The sequence below is a fragment of the Bacteroides sp. GD17 genome (genome assembly GCF_038448625.1).
In the GTDB taxonomy this organism is placed as follows: domain Bacteria; phylum Bacteroidota; class Bacteroidia; order Bacteroidales; family Bacteroidaceae; genus Bacteroides.
This window is the reverse complement of record NZ_JBCEZS010000001.1, coordinates 605715-618628: the sequence shown is the minus strand read 5'-3', so window position 1 is coordinate 618628 and position 12914 is coordinate 605715. Positions and strand designations below refer to the sequence as shown.

The window sequence follows — 12914 nt, the reverse complement described above, 5'->3', positions numbered from 1 at the left end:
GAAACCCTTCAATTATCCAAGAATTTAAGAAGCGTTCCCTCATTTTATACTATCTTTGTATAAATGAAGGGACGCTTCTACGTTTCTGCACGATACAAAGACCTTAATTCATTTAAATAAGAATGTGTATGAAAACGAAACTTAGATTAACAACAGCTTTGCTAATGATAGCCGGCGCAACTGCCGGCTACGGACAAAATTACGACAGCTATCAACTGAAGGACTACACTTTGCCGAACATCAAACGCAGTGCACTTGATCTCGGATTAGGTTCGAATGGCGATTTCGCCACCTACCACAAACAAGACGGAACAGCCTATAACATTGAAGGCAGGTTCTCCGCCGATTTCAACCACCGGGTAAACACCCGCCGTTTCATAAGCAACCAGGACTTCCTGGTTTCCCTTGGGGGATTCCAACGGGACGGGGTATCCGATAACGATGTAAAGACCAGCCATTTCGAAGTTGCCGGCAACTACGCCAATCAATCCCAATTCTACTTCAACGACCCCAAGAAATGGTTCTGGCAAGTAGGAGGTACAGCACAGCTTTCTTACCAAAGAGATAAAGTGGAAGATAAATCCACTTATTTCACTGCCAAAATCATTCCCAAAGCAGGCATCGGCTGGGGACGCATCGAGGACGTGACAGACGCCCGTCAAGCCGTCTACATTCTGGACAAACTGACTTCCAAAGGAATCATGAAGAAACACCTGTCCGATAGCGAAGTGAACGAATTGGCACAAGTCATCTCCACCGTAAAAAACAAACGCTTCCTGGATAGCCGAAAGCACATGATAGACGAGATTACCACCGTCAGCACCTATATGGCAGACAAAGGATATACACAGAGCGAAGGAGCAGAATACTTCACCACCCTGTACGATTACTGGTTGTATGGCGACCTGCACCAACGCCTTTCCGGTCTGGAAGCCGGATTCAGCGTACAGCCCGGTTATGCCCATACCGATCCGGGTGAAGACTACAAAATCAATTCTTTATTAATGGCAGCAGTGCTGGAAATGCAGTATGAAAAGCCGATAAACCTCTATTGGCAGCACTCTGCCGAATTGTCATTAGGCTATCAATATCTGCGTACCAAATATGAAGATGACTATTTCGAGACCGCAGAGACAAACTCAGGCACCCTGCAAGGCAGCTATTATCTCGGCTATTACCCCAATTCGCGGACACATCTCCGGGCAGGAATCATGGAAGACCTGACTATCACGGACGATTCCTACCGGAAGCGGTACTCCGCCACTTCCCTGAATTGCGAGGCCTACTACTACGTCTCCCCGCAATTCCGCATACAAGGCTCCGCCCAGATCGGATATTGTGCCACGGACGATGACTATATATTTGCTGACAAAAAGTGGTTCGGAAACTATAGAATAACATTCACATACTCCATCTTTTAAATGTGACACCTGTTGACGTCACTGACAATACTCAGCAGAAACACAAAAGCGCCGCTTCCCCATAGATTATAAGGAAGAGGCGCTTTTTCTTTTGCATATATCCCCTTCCACCCTTGCATTTGTTCACCTCATTTTTACCGACCAAGACAACCACAATCCAGTATATCGTCCTTATAAGCGAAAAAATACCGATCTTTTGGAACATATACAACGCATGGGAATCCCCATATTCAGCCGTTCGTAACCCGGCTAAACGCTCGGCGCAAGGAAACTTCTTCATGCAGCGAAGCTCACATAAATGTTTTAAAGTTATCACGCACCCTCACTATCCTCACCTTTCGTACGCGCTCCCCTATCTATCGGTATTTCAAAGGTTAGTGAGAGCAATTTCAAAAGGTGAGGGCAAAATTCGCTCTCACCAAAGGCACTTTTCATTTAGAGTTCTAAACTACTCATTCTTAACGTGAGCTCGATATAAGAAATTTAGTTTGTTTCGATATAGAAATGAAGTAAATGATAATTTACCAGCGTAGCGCTGGAGCAAGGTTCCCATTCGGACTACTTGCGTAGCCAAGCCTGAAGGGCTTTCATCTATCAGCCCAGGGCAACGCCCTGGGTTTCAGAACGCCCCCTCACCTTACGCCCTGAAAGGGCATAAGAGTGTATAACAGGCTTTTGCCCTTTCAGGGCGCAAAGATGAAGCACATTATTACCCAGGGCGTTGCCCTGGGCTAATAGATGAAAGGCTTTCAGCCTTAGGCTGCGCTGCTAAAATTCCCATTTAGCTCATAACCCTGTCAGATATGAGTCAATCATCCTATATCGAATTCACGTTATAATAAAATTATCCCTAAACAGCCTGATAACTGACAGTAAACTTGCTAACGATTAGGACTGTAGTTGCTACTTATTAATCTTACTACATCCATGTAGTTTTCTTACGATAGTAATGTTATTTTCTTACAACAGCTGTTGTAAGAAACTTATATAACTGTAGTAAGAATAGTATTTAGTAACTTTGCATTCAGTTTTTGCTACTTCTGGGGGTAGCTCTTCCTATGTTTTCAGTTAGTCTTTCGCAGGCTTTCTATAAACATTTAATATATAGCGTATTCTGTAAGCGTATTCTGTATCAGTCGCAACCTCTGGCGTTTTGAACTACTACAGGCTGAGATTTCATTCGTTTCTGACAGGTTTTGAGCGAAGCTAATGCCAAAATGAAAACTGATTTTAGCTTTGACCCTCTACGATGAATCTCAGTTCTTATTTAATTTAAGATGAATTTCTGGTCTTATTTAATAAGGTGAACAGTTGTTTATCTGCAAATTTAGATTGATAATACTAAAAATACCAAAATAAGTGTTTTTGATATTAAAATAAAAATGTATCTTTGTTGCAAACAATGTCCTCCTTAATAATACTATTTATGAAGAAACTGCTGCTTTTGGCCTTTGTGCTATGTAGTTCCCTGCTGTGCCGGGCACAAGAAGAACGAGTTATTTTAGGTGATGAACAGACTTCCGAGTATTTTCCTATCCTAAAAGGTAAACGAATCGCTATTTTCTCTAACCATACAGGAATGGTAGGGGATAAACATTTGCTGGACATCCTGCTGGAAAACAAATTCAACGTAGTAGCCATCTTCTCACCGGAGCACGGTTTCCGGGGAGACGCAGATGCAGGCGAACATGTATCCAGTTCGGTAGATAAAAAGACCGGTGTACCTATCTTGTCGCTCTACGACGGAAAGCTTGGCAAGCCGAGTGATGCGTCCATGCGTAAGTTCGATATACTGGTGGTAGATATCCAGGATGTAGGGTTGAGGTTTTATACCTACTATGCTTCAATGTGCCGGTTGATGGATGCTTGCGCGGAATACAACCGCAAGGTGCTGATTCTGGACCGCCCCAATCCGAACGGACATTATGTAGATGGGCCGCTGCTGGATATGAAATACAAATCGGGAGTGGGCTGGCTGCCTATTCCTATCGTACACGGCATGACGTTGGGAGAACTTGCCCTGATGGTGAACGGCGAACGCTGGTTGCCAGCTTCACGGGTATGCGACCTGACCGTTATTCCTTGCAAGAATTATACGCACCAGACGAAATACAAGTTGCCGATTCCCCCGTCTCCCAACTTGCCGAATATGAAATCTATCTATCTGTACCCTTCAACCTGCTACTTCGAGGCAACTCCCGTCAGCTTGGGCAGAGGTACTTCACTGCCGTTCCAAGTATACGGACATCCTAATATGACAGGATATAGCTACAGCTTTACACCGCGCAGTGTCTCCGGAGCAAAGAATCCGCCGCAGCTCAACAAGCTTTGCCACGGGGTAGATCTAAGCAATATGAGCGATGAAGAGATATGGAAACGCGGAGTAGACTTGAGTTATGTGATCGACGCTTACCGGAATCTGAATATGGGCGACCATTTCTTCCGTTCGTTCTTCGAATTGCTGGTAGGTACAGACTATGTACGCAAGATGATAGAAGAAGGAAAGAGTGCCGATGAAATAAAAGCGATGTGGCAAGATGACGTAGCGAAGTTCAAAGTGCAACGCAAGCCTTATTTGCTATACAAAGAGTAGTTGATAATTGATAGTTGATAATTCATAAATTATAAATCTGAAATCATAAATCCCCATGACTCCCCTATCCGTAATCATCACCATCGCCGCCTACTTCGTGATACTCTTCACGATATCCTATATTGCAGGCAGAAAAGCCGATAACGAAGGCTTCTTTGTCGGTAACCGCAAATCGTCCTGGTACGTCGTGGCTTTTGCCATGGTCGGTTCCGCCATTTCGGGTGTAACATACGTTTCCGTGCCGGGCATGGTCGCCGTGAGCAATTTCGGCTATCTGCAAATGGTTTTAGGCTTCATCGCCGGACAGCTGGTCATCGCCTACCTCCTGGTACCTCTATTCTACAAGATGAACCTGGTATCCATCTACGAATACCTTGAAAACCGTTTCGGCATATCCTCCTACCGGACGGGAGCATGGTTCTTCTTCATCTCCAAGATGCTGGGAGCTGCCGTACGCCTGTTCCTGGTATGCCTGACGTTGCAACTGCTTGTATTCGAACCGTTCGGACTGCCGTTTATTCTGAACGTAGCTATCACGGTAGCCTTAGTATGGCTCTATACTTTCCGCGGCGGAGTGAAGTCGCTGATATGGACCGACTCTCTGAAAACCTTCTGCCTGGTAGTGTCCGTAGTGCTCTGCATCTATTACATTGCCTCCGACCTGAACCTGTCGTTCACCAGCATGGTAAGCACCATAGCAGACAGCGACATGTCCCGCATTTTTTTCTTCGACGATGTGAACAGCAAGCAATACTTCTTCAAGCAGTTCCTGGCAGGGGCCTTCACCATGATTGCCATGACGGGGCTGGACCAGGACATGATGCAGCGCAACCTGAGTTGCAAGAACTTCAAAGACTCACAGAAGAACATGATTACCAGTGCCATTTCACAGTTCTTCGTCATTCTGTTGTTCCTGATGCTGGGCGTACTGCTCTATATCTTTGCCGCCAACCAGCAGATCACGGTAGAAAAAGGAGATGAACTCTTCCCGCTGATAGCCACCGGCGACTATTTCCCCGCCATCGTAGGTATCTTATTCATTGTCGGACTGATTTCTTCGGCCTATTCGGCAGCAGGTTCGGCACTCACCGCGCTGACCACCTCTTTCACCGTCGACATACTGGGTACCAAAGGCAAATCGGAAGAAACTGTTGTGAAGATGCGTAAGAAAGTACACATTGGCATGGCGGTTATCATGGGTATTACCATTTTCGTATTCAATATGCTGAACAATACAAGTGTTATCGACGCCGTATATATCCTGGCAAGTTACACTTACGGTCCGATTCTCGGTCTGTTTGCCTTCGGCATCTTCATGAAACAACAAGTGCGCGACAAGTATATTCCGCTGGTTGCCATCGCTTCGCCCATCCTATGCTTCATCCTGCAAAAGAATTCGGAAGCCTGGTTCAACGGTTACCAGTTCAGCTACGAACTGCTGATATTCAACGCACTGTTTACTTTCATCGGGCTTTGCCTGCTGATTAAGAAAGATAAAAAGAACAATTAACTTAATACATCATCTATGAATGTAAGACGTCCGTTTTTACTTAGTATGCTCGCCGCCTCCCTACTCCCCCAGATGGGAGGCGCGCAAGAGCTTCCGACGGAGACACGCTTGGAAATCGGGAGATTCCTGGATGCCGTTGCACGGAAAGAGATTTCTGTAGGAGCTGTGAAAATTGACTCCGTTGCCGTAGAAGGAAATACCTTGCAGTTGTTTGCCAACATGAACTGCGCCTATATCCCCTTCCGCGAAGACAATGTTGCCGAGATTTACAAAGGTGTAAGCGCCCTGCTGCCTGGCGAATTTGCTAAATACAAACTGCAAATCCGCACTAACCAACGCAACATCGAGGAACTTATCCCCCAAGCACTGCGCAGTAAAAAAGACAAGAAAGCCAAGACATTCGCCCCAGGCACTTCAAAGCCTTTAGTGACGGAGGTCTCAGCGCCCTACGCCCCCACGAACGGACTGATGAACCGTCACATCGCTTTGTGGCAAAGCCACGGCTTCTACTACGAACCGAAACTCACCCGCTGGGAATGGCAGCGTGCCCGCATCTTCCAAACGGTAGAAGACTTATACACCCAAAGCTATGTACTACCCTTCCTCGTTCCGATGCTGGAAAATGCAGGAGCCAATGTATTGCTTCCCCGCGAGCGCGACAGTCAGACGGCGGAAGTGATCGTAGATAACGACGGAAGCCTCAACAGCCGTTCCGTCTATACGGAAGTTTCTGCCGACAAGAGCTGGATGCAGGGAAGCGGACCGGGATTTGCCCATCTGCGTGCCCAATACAAAGACTTTGAAAATCCTTTCAAGGAAGGAACTTACCGTGCTATCGAAACCATCAAGAAAGGTACGGAAAGCACAGCCGAATGGATTCCCGAGCTACCTGCTGCCGGCCAATACGCCGTATATGTATCTTACCAAACCCTGCCGAACAGCGCAGACGATGCTCTCTACACCGTTTATCACAAAGGTGGTGCCACCCAGTTCAAGGTGAACCAGCAAATGGGAGGCGGTACCTGGATTTATCTCGGTACATTCGGTTTCGATGCCGGTAAGAGCAACGCGTGCAAGGTAGTCCTGAGCAACCGTTCTGCAAAAGCCGGACAAGTGATTACGGCAGACGCCGTAAAGATAGGCGGCGGTATGGGAAACATTGCCCGTCGTATCTCCGAGAATGGTGCAACAGAGAATATAAAGAGTTCCGATGCCAATGCCGCCATCACGCACAAAGAGATGCCGCAAATAGATTATCCTTATGAAATCAGCGGTTACCCCCGTTTCTGCGAAGCCGCCCGCTACTGGCTGCAATGGGCGGGAGTGCCGGACAGCGTATATTCCGACAGCAACGGCAAAAACGATTATACGGACGACTATAAGTGCCGCGGCATCTGGGTGAACTACCTGGCCGGAGGTTCCTCCGTGAACCCGGCTGAAAAAGGTCTGAACATCCCCGTAGACCTGGCTTTCGCTTTCCACTCGGATGCAGGAACCACACTGAACGACTCCATCATCGGCACACTGGGCATCTATTACACAAACGCCGAGAACGGTGTCTTTGCAAATGGTGCCTCCCGTTATCTGTCTCACGATATGACGGATCTAATCCAATCCAACATCGTACGCGATATCCGTACACTCTACGAACCCAACTGGACGCGCCGCGGCATGTGGAACCAGTCTTACTACGAAGCCCGCGTACCCCGCGTACCTACAATGTTGCTGGAACTGCTTTCCCACCAGAACTTTGCAGACATGCGCTACGGACTGGACCCGCGTTTCCGTTTCACCGTGAGCCGCGCCATCTATAAAGGAATGCTGCAGTTCATCTGCTCGCAATACAACATGGATTATATAGTCCAGCCACTCCCCGTAGACCACATGACCCTGCGCATGACTGGCGAGAACGAAGTGGAACTGACCTGGCAACCGGTAGCCGACCCTCTGGAACCGACCGCCAACGCAGAGAAATACATCGTCTACACCCGTATCGGAGACGGAGACTTTGATAACGGTACACTGGTAGATAAGAACAGCTACCGTGTCATCATTCCCGCCGGCGTTGTTTGCAGCTACAAAGTCACAGCCGTCAACAAGGGTGGAGAGAGCTTCCCTTCCGAAATTCTTTCGGCGGGACGGGCTTTCAACTCCAAAGGTACAGTATTGGTAGTGAACGGCTTCGACCGTACCGGCGCCCCCGCCGACTTCAAAGCCGCTGCACCCGCCGACACCCTGCTTGCCGGATTCTTGGACGACTTGGATCATGGCGTACCTTATATCAAAGATATCAGCTACATCGGCAAGATGAAGGAATACCGCCGCTCCATCCCCTGGATGGACGACGATGCCTCCGGCTTCGGCGACAGCTACGGGAACTACGAAACTCAGGTCATAGCCGGAAATACATTTGATTATCCTGCCGTGCATGGTGCAGCCATCCTGAAAGCAGGCTATTCGTTTGTATCGAGCAGTGATGAATCCGTAGAAAACGGACAGATTTCCCTGAATGACTATAAGTACACCGACCTCATCCTCGGCAAAGAATGCCAGACCAAGATGGGCAGAGGCGGTGTGAAACCGTTGGAATTCAAGACATTCAGCAAACCGATGCAGGATGCAATCACTGCCTACTGCAACCAGGGCGGGAATATCTTCATATCGGGTGCATACGTAGGAACCGATTTATGGGATAACCCTCTTGCTCCGGCAGAAGAGGCAGACAAGAAGTTTGCCACGGAAGTGCTGAAATACAAGTGGCGTGTGGGACAAGCAGCTATAATGGGCAAGGTGAAATCCGTTGCCTCCCCGTTCCCCGCCCTCTCCGGCAATTATACCTATTATAATGAGTTGAATGCCGACTCATACGTAGTAGAATCACCGGATGCCATCGAACCCGCAACGAAAGACGCATACACCGTGATGCGTTATTCCGAGAACAACCTGAGTGCCGGTGTAGCCTATCAGGGAGCCTACAAGACTTGCGTCCTGGGATTCCCCTTTGAAGCTATACGCACTGATTCTGAAAGAGAATTACTAATGAACGCAGTCCTCACATTCTTCAACGAGAACAAATAACATTTATAAAACCAATCATCATTTATGAAGCGAAGACTGTTTTTTCTCGTCCTGTTAGCTTGCCTGATCCCCCTCGGGGTGCAGGCACAGCTCGGGACATTCCGTTTTGCCCAACTGACGGATCTCCACCTCAGTCCGAACAACCCGAACCCGACGGAGGATTTGCTGCGTTCCGTGGCACAAATCAATGCTACCAACAACATCGACTTTGTGCTGGTGACAGGCGACCTCACCGAAGAGGGAGACCGTGCAACCATGGAGAAAGTAAAGTCGTGCCTCGACTTATTGAAAGTAAAGTATTACGTCGTCCTCGGCAACCATGAAACAAAATGGAGCGATTCCGGCTGCACCGCTTTCGGAGAAATCTTCGGAGGCGAACGCTTTGAGTTCGAGCACAAAGGCTTCCTGTTCCTCGGCTTCAACTCCGGCCCGCTGATGCGCATGGCATACGGCCATGTGGTGCCGCAAGACATCCGCTGGATGAAGGAAGAAATGGATAAGGCCGGGAAGGACAAGCCGGTGATGCTCGTCACCCACTATCCGCTGATGGATGGTGACGTGGATAACTGGTACGAAGTAACGGATGCCGTTCGTCCCTATAATATCCGTCTGTTTATCGGCGGACATTACCACACCAACCGCGACTTGCGCTACGACGGCATTCCGGGTATCCTGATACGGAGCAACCTGCGCGATAAAGACAACAAGCCGGGCTACGGCATCTACGAAGTAACCCAGGATTCCATCCTGGTATATACCCGCCGCATCGGTGAGCCCGAAAAGAAATGGGCTGCTTTCTCGCTGACCAAGCAATACTACGACCGCAACGGCAAAGCCGAGAAATACCCCGACTTCTCTGTCAATAAAGAGTTCCCGCAGGTAAAGGAACAATGGATTGTACAAACGGGAGCCGGCATCTACTGCTCGCCCGCCGTAGAAAAAGACAAGGTATTTGTAGGCGACGACATGGGACGTCTGACCGCATACGCCTTGAAAACCGGTAAAAAGCTATGGAGCTTTGAATCGGGCAAACGCATTGTAGGCACTCCGGCAGCCAGCGAAGGCATCGTCGTATTCGGCTCGGCCGACCGCCGCATCTATGGGTTGAGTGCCAAAGACGGAAGTCTGCTGTGGAAGGTGGATGCCGCCGAACCGGTGCTCGGAGCCGTAACCATAGATAACGGTATTGCCTATATCGGTGCCAGCGACCATACCTTCCGTGCGATAAACATACGTACGGGAAGTGTAATCTGGGCATACACCGGCGTAGGAGGCTATATCGAAACCAAACCGCTGGTAACGGAAGACAAAGTAATCTTCGGTGCATGGGACAACACCTTGTATGCCCTGAACAAAGCCGACGGAAAAGAACTGTGGAAGTGGACGGGCGGACTGACCCGTATGCACTTCTCTCCCGCTGCCGTATGGCCGGTGGCTGCCGATGGGAAAGTATTCATCACCGACCCGCAACGTGCCATGACTGCCATCGACATCCATACGGGCAACACCGTATGGCGCAGTTTCCAGTCTATGGTACGCGAAACCATCGGCTTGTCCGAAGACGGCGAACGCGTATATAGCAAGACCATGAACGACAGCATCGTCTGCTACGCCACCCGGGGCGACATTCCGAAAGAACTGTGGGCATCGAATGTCGGCTTCGGCTACGAGCATGCTCCCTCCATGCAGGTAGAAAAAGACGGCGTAATGTTTGGCAGTACAAAAGAAGGGCTTATCTTCGCACTGGAAGCCAAGACCGGACGGGTGCTGTGGAAACATAAGATAGGAAACTCGCTTATCAGCACCGTGGTTCCGCTGAGCAGACGGGAAGTGCTGTTCACCGCCACAAGTGGAGAAACAGGAGTATTAAGAGCTAAGAATGAATAATTAAGAATTAAAACACCATACAAGATGAAAAGAATCAGTTGCTTTATTCCTTACACAGGAGAAGAACAAGTTAGAAAGACAGTAGAAGGACTGCAGGCTACGGAGCTTGTGAAGGAAATCTATTTAGTGACTACCAACGGAGAGTTGGAACCGCTGCCCGGCTGCAAACGCCTTTGGGTGGAATATCCCCAAAGCAGCCTGGCCATGCAGGTAATGAGCCACGCCGCAGAAGGAGAGTACACACTGCTCTATACCAAAGAGACCACCCTCGAAATGGGTATGTTCGCTTTGGAGCGCATGATACATATAGCCGAAGATACCAATGCCGGCATGGTATATGCCGATCATTACCAGGTGACAGACGGCAAGCAGACCAATGCACCGGTCATTGATTACCAGGAAGGCTCCTTGAGAGACGATTTCAATTTCGGGTCCGTACTCTTGTTCAAGACCATAGACCTGAAAGAAGCAGCCGGATGGATGAAGTCGGATTATAAATTCGCCGGACTCTACGACCTGCGCCTGAAGTTGAGCCAAATAGCAGAACTGGTACACATCAACGAATATCTGTACAGCGAAGTAGAGACCGACACGCGCAAGAGCGGTGAAAAGATCTTCGACTACGTAGATCCCAAAAACCGTGACCGCCAGATAGAGATGGAGCAGGCATGTACCGAACATCTGAAAGAGATAGGCGGCTACCTTGAACCGGAGTTCAAGAAGATTGAGTTCTCTGCCGGCAACTTCGAGTACGAAGCTTCGGTCATCATCCCGGTACGCAACCGCATCCGCACCATCCGCGATGCCATCAAGTCCGTGTTGAATCAGAAGACAGACTTTAAATACAACCTTATCATCATCGACAACCACTCCACAGACGGCACCACCGAAGCCATCGACGAATTCAAGGACGACGACCGCCTCATCCACATCATCCCCGAACGGAATGACCTGGGCATCGGCGGCTGCTGGAACATGGGCGTACACCACCCCAAATGCGGAAAGTTTGCCGTGCAGCTGGATAGCGATGATGTTTATAAGGACGAAAATACGCTGAGCATCATGGTACGCGCCTTCTACGAACAGAATTGCGCCATGGTGGTAGGCACCTATATGATGACGGACTTCAACATGAATATGATTGCTCCCGGCATCATCGACCACAAGGAATGGACCCCGGAAAACGGACGCAACAACGCCCTCCGCATCAACGGCCTGGGTGCTCCGCGCGCCTTCTATACTCCGGTATTGCGCGAAGTGAAAGTGCCCAACACCAGCTATGGCGAAGACTATGCACTGGGATTGAACTTCTCCCGCCAGTATCAGATAGGACGCGTCTACGACGTAGTTTACCTATGCCGCCGTTGGGACGACAACTCCGATGCCTCACTGGACATTGTGAAGATGAACGGACACAATCTGTACAAAGACCGCATCCGCACGTGGGAATTGCAGGCACGTATAGCGCTGAATAAGAAAAAGGGAACAGTATGAACCAAACAATAAACGACCTCCTCTTCGAACAAGTAGCAACCTGGGAAACGGCACGCGACAATTACGCTGCGCTCTCCAGCGTGCAGGAAAAGGAACTGAACGTGAACGGCATTCCTTATAAAGTTCAGTTCAATCCCGCCCGCATCGTATCTTCGGGTGCCAAAGTAGATGCCAAGTCCATCCGGGAGCGGAAGTGCTTCCTGTGTCCGGACAATCTGCCGCCTGCACAGAAAGGAGTTCTCTTCGGCGGGCACTACAACATATTGGTGAACCCGTTCCCCATCTTTCCCCGTCACCTGACGATACCGGAAGTGGCGCACGTTCCCCAGCGCATAGCTTGTCGCTTCACCGACATGCTCAGTCTGGCGGAAGCCTTGTCGGACTTTACCATCTTCTACAACGGTCCCCGATGCGGCGCCTCCGCCCCCGACCATGCCCACTTCCAGGCAGGCAACAAAGGCTTCATGCCGATTGAAAAAGACTGGCGCGGACAGATTGCCGGGAAGATAGCCGACTATGGCAAGGCTGCGTTGTGGTATCTGAACGATGCCCCCCGCACCACGCTCGTCATCGAATCTTCCTCCAAAGAAGATACTGCCGCTTTGTTCGACATCATCTACCGTTCGCTGGACGTAAAGCCCGGTGAGGACGAGCCGATGATGAACGTACTGGCACAGTACGAAGCCGGCAAATGGATCGTCTTTGTCTTCCCGCGCGAAAAGCATCGCCCCGCCTGCTACACAGCCGAGGGGGAAGCCAATCTGCTGAGCAGCCCTGCATCCGTAGATTTGGGAGGCGTATTTATCACCCCCGTAGAGAAAGATTTCCTGAAGATTACTGCCGGAGACGTGGCACAAATCCTCAGTGAAGTATGTCTCTCTACCGACGATTTTCACCGGATAAGACAACAGATTAAGGAACAAATATAAAA

At 49.4% G+C, this 12914-nt stretch carries 7 protein-coding genes; all 7 read left to right on the top strand.

Annotated features, from left to right (window positions below):
• Positions 1-128: 128 nt before the first annotated feature.
• The 7 genes from AAE250_RS02070 to AAE250_RS02040 all read left to right on the top strand — a co-directional run bounded on the left by AAE250_RS02070 (position 129) and on the right by AAE250_RS02040 (position 12912).
• Positions 129-1421 (top strand): hypothetical protein, encoded by a 1293-nt coding sequence (locus AAE250_RS02070; RefSeq protein WP_294596824.1) that lies wholly within the window; start codon positions 129-131, stop codon positions 1419-1421.
• A gap of 1426 nt (positions 1422-2847) precedes the next feature.
• Positions 2848-4014: an exo-beta-N-acetylmuramidase NamZ family protein gene (locus AAE250_RS02065; RefSeq protein ID WP_294596827.1), complete on the top strand. Its 1167-nt coding sequence runs from the start codon at positions 2848-2850 to the stop codon at positions 4012-4014.
• Positions 4015-4069: 55 nt separating this feature from the next.
• A complete protein-coding gene (locus AAE250_RS02060; RefSeq protein ID WP_294596830.1) occupies positions 4070-5524 on the top strand; it encodes a sodium:solute symporter in 1455 nt (484 codons plus the stop codon).
• Between the two features lie 15 nt (positions 5525-5539).
• Positions 5540-8602, top strand: coding sequence for a golvesin C-terminal-like domain-containing protein (locus tag AAE250_RS02055; RefSeq protein WP_294596833.1), 3063 nt, complete (start codon positions 5540-5542; stop codon positions 8600-8602).
• A gap of 24 nt (positions 8603-8626) precedes the next feature.
• The gene (locus AAE250_RS02050) at positions 8627-10489 is read left to right on the top strand and encodes an outer membrane protein assembly factor BamB family protein (RefSeq protein WP_294596835.1); all 1863 of its coding nucleotides are present in this window, start codon (positions 8627-8629) and stop codon (positions 10487-10489) included.
• Between the two features lie 24 nt (positions 10490-10513).
• Positions 10514-11983 carry a glycosyltransferase family 2 protein gene (locus tag AAE250_RS02045; RefSeq protein WP_294596838.1) on the top strand — a complete coding sequence of 490 codons (1470 nt, stop codon included), beginning with the start codon at positions 10514-10516 and terminating at the stop codon, positions 11981-11983.
• On the top strand, positions 11980-12912 hold the full coding sequence (locus AAE250_RS02040) for a DUF4922 domain-containing protein (protein ID WP_294596841.1): 933 nt from the start codon (positions 11980-11982) through the stop codon (positions 12910-12912). Before AAE250_RS02045 ends, AAE250_RS02040 begins: the two co-directional genes overlap by 4 nt.
• The last annotated feature ends 2 nt before the right edge of the window (positions 12913-12914 follow it).